Source organism: Pseudoalteromonas sp. MBR-15 (assembly GCF_053628915.1).
Map to the genome: position 1 here is coordinate 14,862 of NZ_JBRJHH010000010.1, position 21,060 is coordinate 35,921.

General features: G+C 41.1%; 15 protein-coding genes. 4 read left to right on the plus strand and 11 right to left on the minus strand.

Annotation, left to right across the window (positions count from 1 at the left end; genetic code table 11):
* Nucleotides 1–24: 24 nt before the first annotated feature.
* From ACSSVW_RS14040 to ACSSVW_RS14050, 3 genes are all read right to left on the minus strand, one after another.
* Complete coding sequence (locus ACSSVW_RS14040; RefSeq protein WP_454179528.1) at nt 25–2,727, minus strand: tetratricopeptide repeat protein; 2,703 nt, start codon at nt 2,725–2,727, stop codon at nt 25–27.
* Nucleotides 2,714–3,874, minus strand: a complete 1,161-nt coding sequence (locus ACSSVW_RS14045) for an ATP-binding protein (RefSeq protein WP_454179529.1) — start codon at nt 3,872–3,874, stop codon at nt 2,714–2,716. The genes ACSSVW_RS14040 and ACSSVW_RS14045 overlap by 14 nt, the downstream gene beginning before the upstream one ends.
* Nucleotides 3,875–4,088: 214 nt before the next feature.
* Complete coding sequence (locus tag ACSSVW_RS14050) at nt 4,089–4,301, minus strand: hypothetical protein (RefSeq protein WP_454179530.1); 213 nt, start codon at nt 4,299–4,301, stop codon at nt 4,089–4,091.
* A gap of 17 nt (nt 4,302–4,318) precedes the next feature.
* On the opposite strand from ACSSVW_RS14050, the gene ACSSVW_RS14055 reads away from it, so the two are divergent.
* The gene (locus ACSSVW_RS14055; RefSeq protein ID WP_454179531.1) at nt 4,319–4,474 is read left to right on the plus strand and encodes a hypothetical protein; all 156 of its coding nucleotides are present in this window, start codon (nt 4,319–4,321) and stop codon (nt 4,472–4,474) included.
* Nucleotides 4,475–4,534: 60 nt separating this feature from the next.
* Here the strand turns inward: ACSSVW_RS14055 and ACSSVW_RS14060 are convergent, their stop codons facing one another.
* Together ACSSVW_RS14060 and ACSSVW_RS14065 are read right to left on the minus strand one after the other, a co-directional pair.
* The gene (locus ACSSVW_RS14060) at nt 4,535–4,780 is read right to left on the minus strand and encodes a DUF3297 family protein (protein ID WP_454179565.1); all 246 of its coding nucleotides are present in this window, start codon (nt 4,778–4,780) and stop codon (nt 4,535–4,537) included.
* 85 nt (nt 4,781–4,865) lie between these two features.
* Nucleotides 4,866–5,330 carry an energy transducer TonB gene (locus tag ACSSVW_RS14065; protein WP_454179532.1) on the minus strand — a complete coding sequence of 155 codons (465 nt, stop codon included), beginning with the start codon at nt 5,328–5,330 and terminating at the stop codon, nt 4,866–4,868.
* 179 nt (nt 5,331–5,509) lie between these two features.
* Here ACSSVW_RS14065 and ACSSVW_RS14070 point away from each other — a divergent pair, with 179 nt between their 5' ends.
* Nucleotides 5,510–7,594 (plus strand): TonB-dependent siderophore receptor, encoded by a 2,085-nt coding sequence (locus tag ACSSVW_RS14070; RefSeq protein WP_454179533.1) that lies wholly within the window; start codon nt 5,510–5,512, stop codon nt 7,592–7,594.
* Complete coding sequence (locus ACSSVW_RS14075; RefSeq protein ID WP_036973634.1) at nt 7,584–8,729, plus strand: DUF1624 domain-containing protein; 1,146 nt, start codon at nt 7,584–7,586, stop codon at nt 8,727–8,729. The genes ACSSVW_RS14070 and ACSSVW_RS14075 overlap by 11 nt, the downstream gene beginning before the upstream one ends.
* Nucleotides 8,730–8,793: 64 nt before the next feature.
* Here ACSSVW_RS14075 and ACSSVW_RS14080 read toward each other — a convergent pair whose 3' ends face one another.
* The 5 genes from ACSSVW_RS14080 to ACSSVW_RS14100 form a co-directional block, all read right to left on the minus strand.
* Nucleotides 8,794–14,064 (minus strand): S8 family serine peptidase, encoded by a 5,271-nt coding sequence (locus tag ACSSVW_RS14080; protein ID WP_454179534.1) that lies wholly within the window; start codon nt 14,062–14,064, stop codon nt 8,794–8,796.
* Between the two features lie 161 nt (nt 14,065–14,225).
* Nucleotides 14,226–15,419 carry an ATP-binding protein gene (locus ACSSVW_RS14085; protein ID WP_454179535.1) on the minus strand — a complete coding sequence of 398 codons (1,194 nt, stop codon included), beginning with the start codon at nt 15,417–15,419 and terminating at the stop codon, nt 14,226–14,228.
* 6 nt (nt 15,420–15,425) lie between these two features.
* A complete protein-coding gene (locus ACSSVW_RS14090; RefSeq protein WP_421419109.1) occupies nt 15,426–16,139 on the minus strand; it encodes a response regulator transcription factor in 714 nt (237 codons plus the stop codon).
* Complete coding sequence (locus ACSSVW_RS14095; RefSeq protein WP_421419108.1) at nt 16,139–16,522, minus strand: DUF3019 domain-containing protein; 384 nt, start codon at nt 16,520–16,522, stop codon at nt 16,139–16,141. The genes ACSSVW_RS14090 and ACSSVW_RS14095 overlap by 1 nt, the downstream gene beginning before the upstream one ends.
* Before the next feature lie 3 nt (nt 16,523–16,525).
* A complete protein-coding gene (locus tag ACSSVW_RS14100) occupies nt 16,526–17,413 on the minus strand; it encodes a MipA/OmpV family protein (RefSeq protein ID WP_454179536.1) in 888 nt (295 codons plus the stop codon).
* 346 nt (nt 17,414–17,759) lie between these two features.
* Between ACSSVW_RS14100 and tkt the strand changes: the two genes are divergently transcribed.
* Nucleotides 17,760–19,760: a transketolase gene (tkt, locus tag ACSSVW_RS14105; protein WP_036973628.1), complete on the plus strand. Its 2,001-nt coding sequence runs from the start codon at nt 17,760–17,762 to the stop codon at nt 19,758–19,760.
* A 119-nt stretch (nt 19,761–19,879) separates the two neighbouring features.
* On the opposite strand, the gene tal is transcribed toward tkt, so the two are convergent.
* Nucleotides 19,880–20,833 (minus strand): transaldolase, encoded by a 954-nt coding sequence (gene tal / locus ACSSVW_RS14110; RefSeq protein ID WP_036973627.1) that lies wholly within the window; start codon nt 20,831–20,833, stop codon nt 19,880–19,882.
* Between the last annotated feature and the right edge of the window lie 227 nt (nt 20,834–21,060).

Consider the following 21,060-nt stretch of genomic DNA (forward strand, 5'->3'; position numbering starts at 1 on the left):
CAATACCTAACCAAGTGATGGCTTTTATGAGTTTTTAGTCAAAGCATATTTTTCCTCAAAAATTGCTACTTGCTGTAAAACTTCATCAACGCTTTCTTGTAACTCACTGCCCATTTTTGTGAGTTCATTAGGAAAGTCATCCTGCATCAATGTCATTAAGGCATACCAAACAGGCTTACATTTATCTTTTAAGGAGTAGCCGGGTAATTCTAGTAATTCTTTTGCTTTATAAAGCTGCTTTTTTGCCATCAGCAACGTTAGATATATAGTAATATCATAATCGTTGTGTTCGTCACCAATATCTAACCACTTTAAAAACATCTCATAACTTTGTGATAGGTTTTCCTCCCAAAGCAAGATAGTAGTGAGAGTATGTGTGTTATAATAATCAGGCTTTTGTTCATAATCGGTCCTAATTAGCTGTAACGCCTCTTTCAAATTGCTGCCAAGTTCAAAATAAAGCCAAGCTAATTGGTTTGCAGCTTCGGGGATCTTAGCTTCAACAGCTTTAAGGTAAATTGCTTTGGCTTTATTAAGTTTACCTTGCTCTTTATATAACGCACCTATATTAAATAACGCTTCATGATCACCACTTTCAGCTGCTTTTGTATAGTACTCTTCTGCTTTTTCAGGTTTGTTTTGAATTATATAAAGGTTGCCCATATTAAACAGTGCATCTACATCTCCATTTTCAGATGCTTGTAAATAATAACTCTCAGCTTTATCAAGGTTACCTTGCTCTCGATAGGCATTACCTAAACTAAGTAATGCGTTTCTATCACCATTTTCAACTGCTTTTAGAAAGCAATCTACAGCTTGGTCGATCATGCCTTGAGTTTGATATAAATATCCTAAAGTGGGTAGGGCTATTGAATGGCCTTCCTCATAGGCCTTTAGGTAGCAAGCTTTGGCTTTCTCAATTGAGCCATTTTCACGATAAAGTTCGCCTAAAATTAGGTACGCTTCACTCTCACCAAGTTTGCTGGCTTCAATTAAGTAGCTTTCTGATTTTTTTGCTCTCCCTTGCTGCTTGTACATAAGCCCTAAATTAAATAAAGCGTATCTATCGTTACTTTTAGCTGCTATCAAATAGTACTTCTCAGCCTCATCAAGTCGTTCTTCTATATGGTATAGCACGGCTAAGCCAAACGCAGCATGGCTGGCCCCACGTTCGATAGATTGTAAATAACAATCTTCAGCTTCATTAATTTTCCCATTGTTTGCATATAAGTACCCCGTAAAAAATAAAATTTCAGCGCTATTTTTTTGAGAGGTTATTAGTAGTTTAATTGCTTCATCAATCTTTTTTTCATCATATAGTTGCTGTGCCTTGATAATAATTTCTTTATCTGACGCAGAAAGGTCATTAACGAAACTAGAATTTCTTGAAGTTAAATAGGCTTTAGTGCTTTCTTTCATTTCATGCTCGGTGTTTATATCTAAACCAGCATAGCTGAGCGCTTCACACATATGGTAAACATAGGACTCTTGCATTTTTCCACTGCGAATAGCTGTCATAAAATTTTTGGCTCTACGTTCAAGATCTGCAGGGTTACACCATGATGTTAAAAAGTTAACTAACCACTCGACTTTTTGGCGATCTTTTTTACGACCAAAGCGCATTAAATACCAAATATTAAAAAATCGCTCCTCAATTTTATAAATCTTATTTTTACCGACCGAAATTGATTCTACGATGCCATATTTAGTTTCTAGTTGTTTAAGCTGGGCTGATACGGTTTTACTTTCTAAGCGAGTTTTTTTTGCAATCTCTTTAGTGCCGATACCATCCCAATTCATCGCAATTGTATGTGTTATGTCTTGTAACGTCTCAGGTAGGTCATCCATGCGGTGCTTATATAAGGGGGTGGCATCATCTAATATTTTTAATAAATCATCAAAAGCATTGCCGCCATCGTCTACAAAAATATCAAATAGCATAACCATTGTTCTAGGTACCCCACCCGTTAAACGTCGTAAAGTTTCGATGCGTTCGGGTGTATTCTTAATAATATGGGCTATTTTCTTCTTTTGTTGCTCATCGCCCATACTGGCAAGAAAATCAAAACACTCTTGTTTATTTAAGCCGATGAGTTTAATTATTTTAAAAAATTCGTAAAAAGGTTTTCCGTAGTCAAAATGCTGCTCTAGCATTTTGGTTGAACCACCAACAATTTTGAGTGTTGACGATGTTAGCAGTATCTCTCTGAGTCTGCGTTGCTCTTTTTCTTTTAATTTACCTAGTAGCTCGTCAATGTTGTCTATCAGCAATAATAGTTTTTTATTTTTTGCTTTTACCGCTTTCTCTAAATATGAAAAGCTTTTTAGTTCGTAATCGTCATCGTCAAAATGGCTTTCCATATCATCAAGTATGGTGGCAAAATCATTTTCAGCTGTGCATTGTAAGTAATCAGCAATTTCTTCCCACAAGCGACTAAGAGAACGAATTTGATATTGTTCCTCTGAAAATTTTATTGGGATTAAAAAATCCGCTAATGTTGATTCTGCTTGTACTGCTAGTTTTATTTTTCTTAAGAGGGTTGTTTTGCCCTGACCTCGCTGGCCAACAATTATAAAGTGTTGGCTCGGAACTGCGTAATCACTGTTTTTAATATCATCAAAAATATCGTCAAAGTCATGATTGCGCACAACAAACTTAGCTAAAAATTCTTTTTCATCAATTTCATCTGGCGAGTATTTATATCGTGAGTAATTAGTTTGCGACATTTTTATTCCACCACATTCTTAAGATTGGAGAGTTAAATTGATATGTTTTATTTTCGTCATCATTATTTATGTAGCCGTCGTAGATTAATGAGTGCAGGCAATCTTTTGCTTCATTGGCGTCTAAGTGGTGCTTGTTGGCAATATTCATTATATCGAGAAAGCTAGTCACTTTTTCGTTTGCAATTCTATTCAGTATCTCTTTACTAAATAAGTACTCATTATTACCTAATGCGGTTTTAAGCTTACTTTGCCAGCTCTCAAAGTGATTACGGTTATCTAATGCATTATTAATTGCTTGATCAATAACAGTTTTATCAAGCTTTTGCTCTCTCCGGTATATCTTTTTTATTTCTTGTGTAATGAGTTGAATATAAAACGGGATTAGCCAGTGTATGGTTTTGAGTAAATAATCAATATCTGTTTGATTAATTTCAATCTCTGCACTTTGGAATAGTGCAATAGTAAACTGTTCTGCCTCGGGAAAAGTTAAAGGGGGTACTTTTATATTGTTCAAATCGTTAATGTGTTTAATGGCGTCAATTTTGGACACAACGCTTTCTAAACCGATTGAGCCTGCGTAGATAAAAGTCACCTTTTGTGAAAACTTTTGATCTTGCCTTAACTCTCTATGGGCTTTTAGTAAGCTAATAGCATTTTTAGGCTCCTCGTACTTTATGATGTTTTCAATGGTTTGAGCAAACTCATCAATCATAATAATGAGTTTTTTATCATGATCTAAGTCTTTAATAAGTCTTTGAAAAGCTTGTTTATGATTTAGTTTATCGCCATCACCAAATTCAACGCCATCCATAGTAATAGATTTAACGTTGATATTTTTAATTTGATCCCAAAAGTTTTTAGCTTTTGTTTTTAGGCTAGCAATAAAGTCTTCTTCCATTAGTGCATTAAATACTTTTGACCAGAATTCAGCCTCAGAATCAGCTGACTCTGTATCGATGTAAATAGGGATATAACCTGCTTTAGGCTCATCAACTATTTTATACATTATTGATGTTTTACCTACGCGGCGAGGAGCGCATAAAAGAATATGACTGCCGTTGTCTATTGCCTCCCAAATGTCTGCGAGCTCATAGGGTCTATTCCAAAAGTTCGTACTTCTTGCAGCTTGCCCAACAATATTTTTCATAACACACCTAGTGACAAATTATATTCTGTTAAGTTAGTTAGCAAATTATTTTTTGTCAAGTTTAATGGCAAATTATAATTTGCTACTTTTATTTGATTGGAGTTATTCAAAAAAATATTTTTACAGACATAAAAAACCCGTAATGATTTGCCTAATTACGGGTTTATATTTTAAAGCGTTAACCATCAACGTTAGATGTTAAACGCTCGCAAAATTAATGCGTGTGATCGTCACTTTCTTCTGCAATACCTAACCAAGTGATGGCGCTTAGTGCAAAAGTCAGTTCAAGATCACCTTCAATTTCAAGATCTTCGATATGTACTTTTAGTACGTGCTGAGCGATAGGGTCAGCAACGTAAGCAAACTCACTATTTTGTGACACAGTCATGCTGAAGTTCATGCCTTCAACATAAACGTTATCAATCATTGATGCTAGGTGGTGTAGTGCTGCTTGGTGAAAATGTTATTGGTGAAAATGTTATTGGTGAGGCTGGCGAAAAAGTACTTACTTTATTGGGGTCGCTTTTTGTCGTCACCGGGCATTGGTTTAACTTTCGCTTGTGTGGGAAAAAACGAGGGGCTGAGTGCCTAAGCTTGTAAAGATATATACTTGTTGGCCAACCATTGAATTGGCCAACAAACTAATTCAGCAAAACTGAATTACTTGTAGAACGCTTCAACAGTGCCTTTTACTTTCATAAGTAATGGCTGGCCGCGACGGTCTAGTGCTTTAGGTGCTGCAATTTTGATCCAGCCTTCGCTGATGCAGTATTCTTCTACGTCAAAACGCTCTTTACCGTTTAGTTTTACACCAATTTCATGTTCGAATACTTCTTCTACATAAAATTTGCTACGTGGGTTGATAGAAAGTTGATCAGGTAGTGCTGGTTTTGTTGTATCGGTCATAGTTGCGATCTGCATTGAATAAATTGTGCGCCATTGTAGGCAATACCGCGCATTCGCTCAAGTATCAGTGGTGCAAATTTGTTGTTTACTCACACGCTTGCGCTGAATGATCTATACATTGTGCAATGGCATCACTCTTTTTATCGAAATCATGAGTTAGGCAGTAGTCAAAACGCATGGTTAAATCAACTACCTGCTCATCGGTGCGCTCTGGCCAGCGCCAGTCTCTGACGATTTTCCTTGCTGCTTTTCTGACTTCTTTGCTGTATCGCTTAGGTGCAGATTTTTCAATATTTATCGCTTTTACTTGGCCTTGTGGTGTGACTTTAAAATTAACAATCGCGCAGCCACTGCCTTGCTTATTTAAAAGCTCACGAGGGTATTGAACACTTGGAATATGCTGCAGTCGCTGCCATGCTAGCTCACCGGCTGAGGTATCAAGTACCTGTGCTTGAATATCCACAAACGATACTTTACGTGATAAGTCTGGGTTGGCGTATGCGCTTACAGATGTGCAAGCCAGTGATAGTGCGAATAGCGATTTGTACATAGTCATCCGTAACATGTTTGTTTTTTGTTCACCAATAAACACTAAAGATAAAAAAGCCGGATGTAAATAAGTGGTGTGGGTATAAAACAGCAACAAAATGATTTGTTATACTATATCAATAAGATTGTTTGTGTTATTTTATAACAAATAATCGTTTAATCTTTTTGAAGTACCGACCTATGACGTTTTCAACCCTTCCCCTTAGTTTAGCTGTTGTAATAAGCACGGCTGTGAATGCGACTTATAACAGTGATATAGAAACTATTACTATTGAACACAAGCAAGCGTTTCGGGGGGATATACCCGCCAAAGAGCTACCGCAATCGATCACGACCTTAAGTAAAGATATGCTCACTGATAATGGCATAACTAAGTTTCGTGATGCGCTCGATTTTTCGGCGAGTATCAGCCGTAAAAATAATGGAGGGGGCTTGTGGGATAGCTACTCTATTCGCGGTTTGTCTGGTAATGAAAACATGCCTTCGGGGTATTTAATTAATGGCTTTAGTGGTGGAAAAGGCTTTGCAGGGCCAAGAGATGTGTCGAATATTGAATACATTGAGGTGTTAAAAGGGCCTGGCTCTGCGCTTTATGGTCGTTCTGAACCGGGTGGTACTATTAATATTATTACTAAAAAGCCACAGTTTTACCAACAAGGCCAGTTTAAGGCTGAACTGGGCAGTGATGAACATAAGCGAGTTCAAGGTGATTATACCAATGGTGTGACTGATGATTTAGCGTTTCGCATTAATGGTGCGTGGCAAGACAGCGATAGTTTTCGTGATTATGTGCACCACGATAAATTAGTGATTACACCTTCGCTTTACTATCAAGTGACTGATAACTCATCGCTCACCTATGAGTTTGAATATGTTGACCAACAACAAATGTACGACCGAGGTGTTGTGATTCTTAATGGCAATATTGAGACTGTGCCGGAGTCACGCTTTTTAGGTAACCCAAATGATGCGCCAACAAAAGTTCACTCCAGAGGCCATCAACTCAACTATAACTATAATTTTAATAATGATTGGTCATTACTTGCTGGTGCTAATTATCGTGCAGCCACTTTAACTGGTGAGTCTTCAGATGCGGAATTATCGCCATCGCGCCAATCATTATTTGATGATGGGACAACCTTAACGCGCCAGCACCGCTATCGAGATTATGAATCTGAGGATGTTTCCGTGCGTTTTGAGCTGAGCGGTCAGTTTGATATTGCAAGGATTACTAATCATGTTTTACTCGGTGCTGATGCATATGAATACGAGTTACGTACAGGGTTATATCGTTACCGCGGTGGTTATGGCACTTATACAATTGATATCCATGAGCCAGATTACACGCCTATCGAAGGACCTGAAATGGGTATGCAATATGAGAACAATGAGGAACAACGTGCTTACGGTCTTTATATACAAGATCAGTTAGATATAACTGACAACCTAAAAGTGATGGTTGGGTTACGTTTTGATGAAATAGAACAAGATATTTTCGAAACGAAGTCGGGCGTTGCATCACACAGTAAAAAAAATCGTATTAGCCCACGTTTTGGTATGGTGTACGTGCTAAACGATAACATTAATCTGTACTCAAGTTACTCAGAGGGTTTTTTACCGTTAAGTGGCACGGATGCACAGGGCAAGCCATTTGGCTTTGAAGAGAGTGACTCGTTCGAAGTCGGTGTGAAATTTAGCAGCGAAAAAATCACTGGTACAGTGGCAATATTTGATGCGACTAAGAGCAATATGCTGGTGGCCGATCCTGTTAATGTGGGGTATTCAGCCCCAATAGGCAAAGCCAAAAGTAAAGGTGTTGAGCTTGATTTAACAGGCTCACTGGGCGCGAACACTGAGTACAACCTATCTTATGCCTATGTTGACGCTGAGACAGCAACAGACAGTTTAAATGTTGAGTGGATAGTGCCTATTCCAAAGGGCAGCCCGCTTGTTAACGTGCCAAAGAATAACTTTTCTGCAAGTTTTAATCATGATCTGACACTATTTTCTCAAGAGCTTAAGGTCGGGGGGCATTATCAATATGTGTCAGATCGTTTAGGGGACCCTGCCGATTTAACTTTTCGCATCCCACGCTATCAATTAGTGGGTTTATTCGCAAAATGGCGTGCAACAGAGCAAACAACCGTGTCACTAAATGTCGATAATATCTTTAACGAAAAATATATTGCCAGTAGCTACAACGCACTGTGGGCTTATCCTGGAGCGCCAACGCAATTTAAACTGGGGGTGAGCTATGACTTCTGAACAGCTTAAAAGTCGTATTCATAGTATCGACATTATGCGGGGGGTCGTTATTTTAATTATGCTCCTAGATCATGTCAGAGAACGCTTCTTTTTGCATATGCAAGTCTCTGATCCGATGGACGTTGATGTTACTTCACCCAGCTTATTTTGGAGTCGTTTTGCGGCCCACTTTTGTGCACCAACCTTTATCTTTTTAACGGGGCTGTCGGCGTGGTTGTACAGTCACCCAGCAACGGGTGTCGCACGCTCTGCTCGCGGCTTTTTAGTTAAACGAGGGCTGTTTTTAATTGCGCTTGAAGTAACGTTGATTTGCTTTTCGTGGATGGGGTATTACCACACGATTTGGCTTCAAGTGATGTGGGCTATTGGCTTGTGTATGTTGGTGCTTGCTTTACTTATAAAGTTACCTCAGAGGGTATTGCTCGTCCTTGGTTTAGTGATTGTATTCGGCCATAACTTACTCACTCCAATTAGTTTCACGCCCGATGAGTTTGGTTATTCGCTGTGGACGATTTTGCATGATCGAGGTTATTTATCACAAGGTGGCTTAATTGACGTAAAAATTAGCTACCCTGTATTGCCGTGGATTGGTGTGATTTTACTGGGTTATTGCGCAGGGCCACTATATGCACATACGCAAAAAGCGCAGTCGCGTAAACGAGCATTGCTGCTGTTAGCACTATTATGTGTAGGATTATTCGCGGTACTGCGTGGTTTTAATATTTATGGTGAAACGCTGCCTTGGCAAACATTTAGCACCACCACAGAAACGATCATGTCGGTATTCAATGTAACGAAGTATCCGCCATCATTAAACTTTTTATTGATAACCTTGGCGGGGATGTTTCTCGGTTTATGGGCGTTTGAGCGACCCCTTAACCGCGTGACCAATGCGCTGCGCGTTTATGGTTCTGTGCCTATGTTTTTTTATATATTACACCTGTATGTGCTGCTCGCCATGTATCAAGTCGGTATGTTGATATGGGGGGCAAATCAAGGGCACTATTTTGGGGTAAGTGATATATCAAGTGTTTGGTTAATTACTTTACTCTTAATAATTGGACTCTATTGGCCAACCAAAAAGTTTAGTGAATACAAACGTAAAACTAAAAAACCGTGGCTTAAGTATTTGTAAAATGAAAAATGCCGATATGCAAGCATATCGGCATTACTTCTTAACTATCCTAATTAACTCATCCTTAGTTAATTTGAGATTTCTTACGACGAAGCGTCAGAAGTGGTGCAAACGCTAGTAATAACCAGCCAAATGAGCCACTGTCGTCATCTTCTTCAATTTCTTCAGGGTATTCACAACTTCCATCATCAGTATTCGCTTCTGGGTTGAAGTTGGTTGCAGCTGTATCAGTACAGCCAAGCTCAATACCATCTGAAATAACCGATAACTCAAAGTCAGTTGCTAATACAGTTTCACCTGAAGTCATGGTTACTGTGACAGGAATAACGCCATAGAAGTTAGCATTTGGAGTAATGCTAAACATCGTACCGTCGATAGTTACATCTGCATTGTCAGCTGCGACCGCAAGAGTAAACTCTGCGTCTACTTCGCGAGAAAGCTCTACTGCGATGTTACCTAGTTTGCCGTTTTCCATTACCGTCATATCAGGTAATTCAACGATGCTAAGCTCCGCTAATGAGTAAACACAGCTACCATCATCTTTGTTTGCATTTTCGTCAAAGTTAATAGCTTCAGAGTCTGTACAACCTAACTCAATACCATCTGAAATAACCGATAATAAAAATGAGCTTGTTGCCGCATCTGCAGGGTTTACTTTGTCACTTACTTTGACAGTAACATCGATATCGCCATGGAAGTTTTCATTTGGCGTAACAGTTACAGTACTGCCCGATGTATTACCGCTAACTTCATAGCTAAAGTTATTGCCTAGTACATCGATTTGGTTACTTACGTTGTTTTCATCCGCGTAAAGTACATCGAAGCTGATAGCGTTGTTTTCTTCAACTTGCATATCAGGGAAGTCAGATAATGAAATATTACCCAGTACGTTAAACTCTAAGGTTAACACTTCGTCATCAGCGCCTTCTAAGCCGTTATTAACCGTCAGCGTATGCATTTGTGCTGCAGCTGCTTCGCCAATATACGCTTGGAACTGAACGTCAAACTTAGACACTTCAGGGCCTACATAATCCATACATACTACAAGCTCATCATGAACAACTTCATCAAGATTGTCGTATGCAAAACCATCACCAATGTTAAGATCTACAGGCATATCACCATTAACAATAATACGACCGTCAGCAGCTTTGAAACCAATAGAACCTTGGTTATCAGCGAGGTTAACGTTGTCATAAGCAAACATCATTTCATATTCGCCTGGCTCATAAGCAATATTCATACGCATGAACAATTCAACGTCAACTGATTGCCCTTCTACTTGAGAGCGTTGGATGTTATCCCACTCAAGGACTAGCCAATCACGTGCTTGAGTATAAGTTGGTGTAATACCCGCGTTAGCTTCATAGTTACCATAAGTACCATCTACACGCTCAGGGATTGTGTTATCACCAACCCAGAAAGGCGCAATAAGATACGGAGGTGGTGGTGGGAAACCGCCGCCTGATGGAAGTTCTACATGGAATGGTGTTGTGCGGCCGTTAGAGCCAAACGTCACTAAACCAGCTGGGTTAAGTTTGATTGAATCAAAATGGTATTTATTAAAGAATGGGAAAGAAACATCGAGATCTGTTGCCATTAACTCTTTAAATGAATACTCAAACTCGTTCCAGTATTGGCCTTGAACTCCTTCAAGTGTACGCCAGCCAAGTTCACGCAAGTCTAAATAGTTAGGGTACGGAGATTTAGCTGCTCCAAGAGAACACATTTCATCTGTTAGATTCGTGGTAATTTTATAGTTACGAGCCACATCTTTGGTCGTCTCTTGCGTACCTTGAAGTGATAAGACGTTGTCTACCAATTCAGGTGTTGCTGGCGTTGATGCTGTCGCAACAATGCTGTCTTCAATAATTTCGATGCCTTCTGGGAAAGCAGTATCAATTGTGAAATTACGAGCCGCTTGTTCATTATTTGCGATTACTTCAATTTTGAAATCAACTAATTCACCCACAGTCGCTTGTTCTTTATTTGCTGTAAAGCGCATGTCTTTATCAATTTGATTGATAATGACAGGAACAAAACCAAGGTTACCAGCGTCTTCAGGGTTGCTACCTAAGTCAAAACCACCGAAATATATATCGCCTACTTCCATGTCAGGTAAGTTGTACGACAGTGTTAGTTCGTAGTCTTTGTAACCTGCAATTTTCTCTGGAGCACTGACTGTTAGGTTGCTTTGACCTTCTTGAACCACTGCTGTTGCAAAGGTGATATCTCGGCCTTGGTCTTCTTCACCCCAAGGAATATTTGCTAAGCTCATGTAAACGGTGAAATATTCACCAGCTTCTGGGTCCACGATGTTACAGAAGTTGGTAACATTAAAGCTGGTAGACATACAGATAGTTTCATCCATGCTTGGTAAACCATCGTTATTGCTGTCTTTACCCATAAACATAAGCACGCGAGAGGCTTCGCCTACTGGGCTTGCGCTTAGCATTTTTGCGTCTTGTGGAACGGTAGTCCACTCAATATGGTTAGGGTTAACCATTTCACCATCAACGTCGACTAAATCGAATGGGTCGTCATTTGTGGTGTCTGTGAATAATTTAACGGTATTTTGTTGACCTTCCACTAACCCAAAAGAGCGCGATGTGAAATCACTCACTTCATCGGTGTTGAAAGGACCCACATTAATTGTTGAAGAACGACGATGCGCATCTACTTTAACAAAGCTCGGTAATCCTGTATCACCGTTAAATGTCCATACTGGCATTTCTAGAACGGGTGAATTAGGGTTGCTCGAAACCAATTTTATTTGACCTTGGTTTCCTGATACCTCAATATTATCAATTGCTTGAGCAACTTGGTTCATTTTCACTTCAACAACAATGTTTTGTGTTTCACCCGCTTTTAGTGAAAACTCACGTGGTGTTACTGTGATTGTGCTGTTACCAATCCACTCTTCAGCTGATACGCTCCACGTTGCATCTTCTGTTGCTGTCACTGTACGCATAAAGCTACATTCTAGGCCACAGTTATTATCAACCATGTAAGCCGTGTTGAGTGCTTTTAAGCGACCGCCTAAATTAGGATTAGCCGTTTTCATATTTTCGATGCTTTCATGCATCACTAAACCGGCTTTATCAGCAAGGTCAACATGCATACGACCCGCACCCATATCTTGTAAAGATGAATCAAAGCCTTCATCTTTATAGTTATTAAGATACTGTGCATTTTTAAGGTTGTTGTTTGCCGTTAACATCAGCGCTGATTGAATCTCCATTGGTGACCATTCAGGATGAGACTGTTTAAGCAATGCGGCAGCACCAGCAACGTGCGGGCTTGCCATTGATGTACCCGACATCGTTTGCCAGTCTGTTGATGATGGGTTTTTAGAAAACGGTTGGTCGTCTGAACTCGCTGCGAATACATCAACACCTGGTGCAGCAATATCAACTAACAAGGTATCAAAACCAAAGTATGATGGACCGCGACTTGAGAAGTACGCAATGCGCTCTTCATCTACTTCTTCGGTGCTAGCTGAGTTTGCTGTAATGGTTCCTTTATGACCTGAGCCTGTGCTTAACCAATTAAGTAATTTAACACCCTCTGCATTGGTTACATGTGCTGTAGGCGCAGGGTAAGGCAGTTGAGGTGCTGGGCTACGGTCTTGATATGGCGATAGGTTGTAAATAATGACACCCTCAGCGCCACCGGCTAATACGTTATTTGCTTTAGCGTAAAGCGGTTTACTGCTTCGCTTACACACAACAATAACGTCTTCTTGGCTTTCGTCGATATCCGGCGTGTTAGGGTCATCGTTAAAGTCAAAAGTGCCCGCTGGATAAGGCTGATCACAGTCTGTTTGGTAGCGTGACACTGGCTCATTCGGATTAGGGTAATCAGACGCAGAAACAATTAAACCCGTTAGCTCGTCAAAGGTAATGCCTGCAGCAATCATGTCTGTTGGTGCGTCAGTGTCGCCACCTGACAAGTTCTCAAGAGTTTTATCGCTAAACACAACTTGCGAAGATGGAGTATGCGCAGCAACTGTTGTTACCCAAGGAGATGAGTGATCAGCCGATTGTAAGTAAGGGCCGCTGTTACCGGCTGCAACAGCAACGAATACACCTGAGTTTGCCGCATTGAAAAATGCTTGCTCAACAGGCTCAACCCAAGGATCTTCTTCAAAACCACCGAGTGAGGCATTGAGTACATCAACGTTATCAATAGCTGATTGCTCGATAGCGGCAATAATTGCACTACCCGGACAGCCCGCATATGGGTCGCCAGCAGCGCCAGGCCAACAAACTTGGTAAGAAATGATATTTGCATGCGGTGCCATACCTGACACTTGCGGGAAGATAAGGTTCGTTTCAGTGCCTGAGTTTTGGCTACCGTAACCAGGTTCTTTATAAGTAATATCATAAAGTACGTTACCCGCTGCGGTGCCTGCAACGTGAGAACCATGAGAGTTATAATCTTCACCATACGCTGGACGCGATTCTTCAAATACAGGATCAGAATACGCTACTGTGATTTCTGGGTATGAATACACACCAATGAGCTTATCGTTACAGCGATCTGCGAATTCAGCTTTAGCACAATCACCTAAGTAAGTATCACCCAGTGGATTGGTGTGTGTATAGCCATCATCGCCTACGGCAGCAAATGATGGGTGATCAGTATTAATACCCGTGTCGATAATACCGACAACAACGCCTTCACCTTTGTTACTTGTTAGGCCACTTTGACTGTTGCTCCACAGTGCTTTTGCACCTGTTTGCTCAATCGTGTTAAACGTAGTTAGTGGGTATATCTTAGAGCGTGCGATATGCTTAATGCCTGGCACTTTTGCTAAACGCGCAGCTTCTTCTTGGGTCATTCGGGTTGTGAAGCCGTTTAAAGTGACGCTAAATTCACGATCTACTTTTAATTGCAGACCTTGAAGTGTCAGTGCAGAGTTCACAACATTTTGACGCTTGCTAGCGAGGTGATTTGAGTAGCTTGCAATTTCAGGTTTATTTAAATCAAGTGGCTTTGCGGTTGTTTGTCTAGCTGTCGCCACTGTTTCACGTGTACTTGCTAGGCCTTTTAGGCTGCCATCATAAGCTGAAATAGGTGCATCAATTAATTGAACAATATAAGTTTGAACACCAGTGATGTCTTTTTCTGGCGTGAAAATGCGGCTTTGTTTCTTCACCGTTTGGTTGATTTTACCATCCCAATTAGTTTCAGCAGAAACCATTGGTTTTGGCGCATAATCAGCGGGTTGTTCAGCCCATTCTTGTGCTTGATTCAGTGCAGCATGTGAAGTGCCAGCACTGATATACAGTGCAGAAGCGACCATCACTGATACTTTTTTCATATTGAACATGTGCTTTAGTTCCCTAGAAGGATTTTTTAATTATGAGCTCGCTATTTGTTGCGAACGATTTTAATCACTAGGGATAGTGTTCAGTTGTGTATCTAACATCAATATAATGTAAATAAATGGCACACACTGATACATCTTGGTACATTTTCGGGGAGGGGGTATCAACGCAAAAAATGAATACTTGCCTTGGCGCCAGTGAGCTGGCTGCTATTGTCTAAACTAAACTGTGCGTTATTCCAAATACAGAGTTGCTTCACGATTGACAAGCCTAAGCCGACTCCCTTATAGCCACGTTGATGCACAGAGGCCGTTTTAGAAAAAGGCTGCATTAAGGTTGCGCGCATCGCTTCTGGAATACCAGGCCCGTCATCTTCGATGATGAGTAACGTGCCTTTTTTAGTGTGTCTTAAGGTGATCTCAATATGTTGTTTAGCAAACCGTACAGCGTTACCAAGTAAGTTTTGCAGTAAGCGCTGAAAGCTTTGTTTATCAACACTTATTTTTTCTAGTTGGCAATTAATACGAATTTCAAGCTGACAATAACTCATAAACTTAGCAATACAGGGCTGGAGTAATTCATCAGGGCTGTAGTCTTTAATTAATATGCGTGGCTCACACTGTTCAAGCTCTGCGTAAGTTAAAAACTCTTCAACTAATAGCTCTAACTCAATAATGTCTTGCAAAATACTGTGGCGATAATGGTTGTTATCGTCAACGGCTTCGAGGGCAAACTTAGCGCGTGAAATCGGGGTTAAAAAGTCATGTGAAACGGCGTTGATAAGCTCGCGCTGACTTTGATTTCGGTTATAAAGTGCCTGTGCCATATTGTCAAATGTATCGCCTATGCTTTTTAGTAAACTAAAGCGGCTAAATTGAACTTGCGGGCTAAAGTCAGCATTTGAAATTTTGCTACTTGCTCTGCGTAATTTACTTAGATCAATCAGTAATGGGCCGGTAAAAATAACCACCGCTAATGCAACACTGCTATAAAAAACCAGACTCACTAGGGATTGTGATGCTGTTTCTTCTGTTTGTACGTAAGGGCCAGCGCTTAAAATGGTGTCACCATCGACAGCAAGTCGATGAAAATACACATTCCCTTCAGGGTCCTTAACACTGATCACTTCGCCTCGTAACAGAGGCTGTTTTAAAGCATCGCCTAAGTAGAAACTGGCAAGGGGCGATTTTTTTATTAACGCATTATCGACTTGGCTTTCTACACTTAGCAGGTGGTGTGCGAGTTGCTGTTCTAGCGAGTGAGCGGGAGGAGAAGGAAAATAAGTCTCTAGTACCCACGCTGCGCTACTTAGGCAAACAGCGAGGGTTAAATAGAGGTAAAAATACAGCCTGAACAAGGCAAGTTAGCTCCAAGCTTGAGGTGAAAAAATATACCCTTTGCCCCAAACGGTGACTATTTTTTGGGGTGGCACAGACTCGTCTCCGAGCTTTTTACGGAGCCGACTTATACGGCCATCAACAGTACGGCTTTGACCATCATATTTACGACCAATTGCACTATCAAAAAGCTGATCGCGACTGATAAGTTGCCCTGGAGCCTTGGCTAACTGTATTAGTAATTCAAACTCTGCACTGGTTAATTCAAGAGGTTGGCTATGCAAATAAGCTTCGCGCTGAATGGTATTTATACTCAGTGAGCCAAACCGTATGTTATGGGCGTTGTGTACAGTACTTTGAGGCTTAACCTGTTGAGTGCGGCGAATTGTGTTGTTAATTTTTGCTAATAAAATAGACGGTGATACAGGCTTGGTAAGGTAGTCATCGGCTCCTAATTCTAGCCCTGTTATATGATCAACCTGACTTTGTCTGGCAGTCATAAAAATAATCGGACTGTCTTGATAGCGCTTTAGCTCTTTGAATACGTCAAAACCATCTTCGTTACCAAGGCCGATATCGAGTAAAATCAAGTCGAACTTCTTCATACTTGCTTGGTAGCACGCATGACAGCCATTATCAAAATGATCAACCTCATACCCATTACTCGTCAGGTAATTTGCGACTAGTTGAGCCAGTTTTAGGTCATCTTCAATATACAAAATCTTATTATGCTTGGTCATTAAAAAATACTCCATGCGATATCACGGCGACGTTTTTTAATATGTTGATAAAAAACGTTTATTTCAGTGCTTTCTAACGGGATAAGTTGCTCTGTTAATAGCTCTAGAACAATATTTTGATTGTTTCGTACAGCGATAAAGAAGTTGTCCCCTTGTTTTGGCTTTTGACAAAATAGCCTGACTTGCTGATCGGTAACACGAATGCACACCGTGCTGGTGGCCTCCGTGAACCAATCTACCTTAATATTCATCACACAATCTTGCTCAATAGTTACACAGTTACTGGGTGTTGCTTCAATATGACTCGACTCAGCAAAGGCAAGTTTACTAAGGGTGAAGCTGAAGATAAGCATCAAGAGTAAAAATGAGTTAGTTCGCAGCATTGTTTAGTAATTCCATGCAATGCCAGCATAAAAAGAAAGCAAGTTGCTATCGTTTATGAGTGGACTGTCGGCGATGCCCGAAGATAAGCGCTGGTACTTTACATCACTAATAAATTGCCATTGCTGACTAAAGTGGTATTGGTAGGTTGCCTTAAGGCCATACTTTTGACTTGAGCGACCTTCAAAGCGGCTAAACCCCACCTGCACGTCTTGTTGGCTAGTGCCATAATAGTAATCGACTAACCCTCTGTTTAAATGCTGTACTTCGATACCCAATAAAAGTAGATGCTGATCAATTTTATATAAGCGCTGTGCAGAAAGTGCGCCTTGTAAACCCTTATGATAGTTGGTTAGCTCCATAGCCCAGCTCATGCTAAAGCGCCAGTTTTGCCAATCGTATAGCGCTTCTGCGCCAGTCATAATAGAGAGTTTACGGTTACTAATTTTGCCTATATCGCCGCGTCTTTTTTGGGTCGTGGGCGGCATGTCACCCATTGCCGGTGGAATTGACCCCATTGAAGGGCGTCCGGTGGTGGTTCTTATTGCCGCGAATGCAGCGGAATGCTTAGCAAAGTAAAGCCCGTCTTCGTTGAGTTGAGTGAACACCGAGAGTTGATAGTTTTCACGTGTTATTGGTGTCCAGGTTAGTTGCGTATTTGCGAACGAGAAATCACCGATAAACAGTTCTACACGCGGCAGCACATAAAGTGGAATATCCCCTTTATTATAGACCGGATTATCTAGCTGCCCATACCCTAAGCTAATGCCAAGGCTCAACCCTTCATCTGCTAAATAGGCAGGCGCGGTACTGTGAGCCTGAGGAGACAAGTAAAGCGTGCTTAAGAGTAAAATAATGCGAAGCCCAATAGAGCAACCACTGTTAACTGTCACAAATAAAAAACCTCAGCGAAAAAACGTGTTAACACTAAGGTGTTCTTGTTAACTTGAACAATGAAATAATGTACCAAATTGTAGCATTGGTTGGTTTTTGTAAACTAAATAATGTAAGCGCATGAATTAATAATTAATGTGCTTGTGTTGCTGAGGTCGCTAAAAAAAGCGTGAGCAACAGAAACAGAGTATTGCAAAGTATTAAACGGTGCACACTCTCGCTCATTTAACACTTTAAAACCGCGTTAGGGGCACGTCATTACTGACATGACACTTTATTAAGTTGCTATTTGACTGAGTTTTTGCGATATTAATTATATTATAATATTAACAGGAAGCTAATAAGATGACTCTGCCTAGTTCTCAATCTGCAAATGCTATTCGCATACTTGCTGTCGATGCTGTTCAACAAGCTAACTCAGGTCACCCAGGTGCGCCTATGGGGATGGCTGATATTGCCGCAGTATTGTGGCAAAACTTTCATCGTCATAATCCATTAAACCCAGACTGGTCTAACCGTGACCGTTTTGTGTTATCAAATGGGCATGGCTCAATGTTGCAATATGCATTGTTACACCTAAGCGGCTACGACGTTAGCATCGAAGATATTAAGCAATTCCGTCAGCTTCATTCTAAAACACCGGGTCATCCTGAATACGGTTACACACCGGGTGTTGAAACAACAACAGGCCCATTAGGTTCGGGGATTGCTAACGCAGTCGGTATGGCTATCGCTGAAAAAACCTTAGCGGCGCAATTCAATAAACCGAACTTTGATATTGTTGATCACTTTACATACTGCTTTATGGGTGACGGCTGTCTAATGGAAGGTATCTCGCACGAAGCATGTTCGTTGGCAGGTACGTTAGGCCTAGGAAAACTCATTGCATTTTGGGATGACAACGGTATCTCAATCGATGGTGAAGTAGAAGGTTGGTTCACTGATGATACACCTGCGCGTTTTGAGTCGTATGGCTGGCAGGTTATTCGTGATGTTGATGGTCACGATATGAATGCAATTGCGGGCGCAATCGAGGCGGCGCAAAGCAATACCACGCAACCTACACTGATTTGCTGTAAAACCGTGATTGGTTTTGGTTCGCCAAACAAATCGGGTAGCCACGACTGTCATGGTGCGCCACTTGGTCACGATGAAATCGCTGCGGTACGTGAGCAATTAAACTGGCCACACCCTGCATTCGAAGTACCGCAAGACGTGTACAACGAGTGGAATACTCAAGCGAAAGGTCAAGAGTTAGAAAGTGCATGGCAACAAACGTTCGCTGCCTATAGCAAAGCACACCCTGAACTAGCTAAAGAATATACTCGTCGCGTACTTGAAAAAACACTCCCTGCTAACTTCGCAGAATTAGCTGATGAGTACATTGCTAAATGCCAAGCTGATATGCAAAACATTGCAACGCGTAAAGCTTCACAAAACGCAATTACTTTCTTTGCAAAGCAGCTTCCAGAACTAATGGGTGGCTCTGCTGACCTTGCCGGTTCAAACTTAACATTGTGGCCAGACGCTAAAGGCTTACAAGATGCCGCTGATGGTAACTATGTTTTTTACGGTGTACGTGAATTTGGTATGAGCGCTATCATGAATGGTATTGCACTACACGGTGGCTTTATCCCATTCGGTGCGACTTTCTTAATGTTTATGGAATACGCGCGAAATGCTGTGCGTATGGCTGCATTAATGAAAGCACAAAGCATCTTTGTGTATACTCATGATTCAATTGGTCAAGGTGAAGATGGTCCAACTCACCAACCAATCGAGCAAATTGCAAACCTACGCATGACCCCGAATATGACTGCGTGGCGTCCGTGTGATGAAACAGAAACAGCGGTTGCTTGGCGTCAAGCGTTATTAAAAGAAACAGGCCCAAGCTCACTCATTTTCAGCCGCCAAGGCACGAAAGCGATGGCGCGCGATGAGCAGCAAGTAGCTGATATCGCTAAAGGTGGTTACGTACTTGTTGATAGCGAACAAACAGCTGAACTTATCCTAATTGCAACAGGTTCAGAGGTTGAACTGGCGGTTAATGCTGCCGCTGAACTGACAGCACAAGGCAAGCAAGTTCGCGTGGTATCTATGCCGTCGACTAATCAGTTTGATAGCCAAGACAAAGCATACCGTCAAAGCGTACTACCAGCGGGTACTCCAAAAATTGCAGTTGAAGCTGCGCACCGTGACTTCTGGTTCAAGTATGTTGGCCAAGATGGTGACGTACTCGGTATGGATACATTTGGTGAATCAGCGCCTGGTGCTGTATTGCTAGAGCACTTTGGTTTCACGGTTGCTAACCTCGTCGCTAAAGCAAACGCATTACTTGCTGAATAATGTTGTTAGCTAAAAATTTATCGTAATCGCAACACGATAAGCCTGCCTTCACGATTATAAGGCACAAAAAAAGCCCGCAAACCTAGTTTGCGGGCTTTTTTCTGCTTAAACAATCAGGTTTAAACTAATTCGCTTAAGATTGACTCTAGTTTCTCTTGGTCAATGGCGAACTGGCGAATACCTTGGCTTAGCTTTTCAGTGGCCATTGCATCTTCATTCATTTCCCAGCGGAATGCGTGCTCTGTCATCGCTGCTGGCGCGTCTGCTTTTTCAGTCGCAGGTTGTAGCTTTTGTGTCAAAGGCGCTTGCGTTGCTGCAAGTTCTGCAAGAAGTTTAGGGCTGATAGTTAAGCGGTCACAGCCTGCTAGTTCTTGAATTTCACCAATGTTACGGAAGCTTGCACCCATAACGATTGTTTCAAAACCATGTTTTTTGAAATAGTTATAGATGTGAGTCACTGACTTAACGCCCGGATCGTTTGCACCATCGAAATCTGCGCTTGCATCTTGTGCTTTATACCAATCAAGAATACGCCCTACGAATGGAGAGATTAGGTATGCACCTACTTCGGCACAAGCACGCGCTTGAGCAAATGCAAACACCAGTGTTAGGTTACAACGAATGCCTTGTGCTTCAAGTACTTTAGCGGCTTGAATACCTTCCCATGTAGAAGCAATTTTGATTAACACGCGCGATGTGTCGATACCTTGCTCTTTATAAAGAGCAACAAGCTCAAGAGCTTTATCAACGGTTGCTTGGGTATCAAATGATAAACGCGCATCAACTTCAGTTGACACTAAACCCGGTACTTGCTCCATTAATTTAGAGCCAATTAATACTGCTAGTTTATCAGCTGCTTTGCTTATTACTTCATTTGCATCGTTACTTTGTGCTTTAGCCCATGAAACGGCTTCTGCAGCAAGTGGACGGTATTTCTCAATTTGAATCGCATTTAAGATGAGTGATGGGTTCGTTGTTGCATCTTGCGGTTTGTATTCGTTGATTGCTTCAAAATCACCCGTGTCAGCAACAACGGTTGTCATTGCTTTAAGTTGTTCTAGTTGGTTAGACATAATTATCCCATTCTTATCATACAAAAGTTAATTTAGTGGCTTTAACCTGTTATTTGTGCTGAAAAAACAATCTAATCTTCCAGAAAAACTGCGCAATAAATCGCCCGCCAGCAGCAAATAATCCTGTTAATAATATTTTTATAATACCTTTACAATCTGGTATTGTTGATATTATCATACAAATAAAGATAATGACTAACAATGTTAGTAAGCAATTAGTGAAAGGT

Coding starts and splice junctions, on each gene's coding strand:
- ACSSVW_RS14040 (WP_454179528.1), bottom strand. CDS start 2,727: ATGTCGCAAACTAATTACTCACGATATAAATACTCGCCAGATGAAATT.
- ACSSVW_RS14045 (WP_454179529.1), bottom strand. CDS start 3,874: ATGAAAAATATTGTTGGGCAAGCTGCAAGAAGTACGAACTTTTGGAAT.
- ACSSVW_RS14050 (WP_454179530.1), bottom strand. CDS start 4,301: ATGATTGATAACGTTTATGTTGAAGGCATGAACTTCAGCATGACTGTG.
- ACSSVW_RS14060 (WP_454179565.1), bottom strand. CDS start 4,780: ATGACCGATACAACAAAACCAGCACTACCTGATCAACTTTCTATCAAC.
- ACSSVW_RS14065 (WP_454179532.1), bottom strand. CDS start 5,330: ATGTACAAATCGCTATTCGCACTATCACTGGCTTGCACATCTGTAAGC.
- ACSSVW_RS14070 (WP_454179533.1), top strand. CDS start 5,510: ATGACGTTTTCAACCCTTCCCCTTAGTTTAGCTGTTGTAATAAGCACG.
- ACSSVW_RS14075 (WP_036973634.1), top strand. CDS start 7,584: ATGACTTCTGAACAGCTTAAAAGTCGTATTCATAGTATCGACATTATG.
- ACSSVW_RS14080 (WP_454179534.1), bottom strand. CDS start 14,064: ATGTTCAATATGAAAAAAGTATCAGTGATGGTCGCTTCTGCACTGTAT.
- ACSSVW_RS14090 (WP_421419109.1), bottom strand. CDS start 16,139: ATGACCAAGCATAATAAGATTTTGTATATTGAAGATGACCTAAAACTG.
- ACSSVW_RS14095 (WP_421419108.1), bottom strand. CDS start 16,522: ATGCTGCGAACTAACTCATTTTTACTCTTGATGCTTATCTTCAGCTTC.
- tkt (WP_036973628.1), top strand. CDS start 17,760: ATGACTCTGCCTAGTTCTCAATCTGCAAATGCTATTCGCATACTTGCT.
- tal (WP_036973627.1), bottom strand. CDS start 20,833: ATGTCTAACCAACTAGAACAACTTAAAGCAATGACAACCGTTGTTGCT.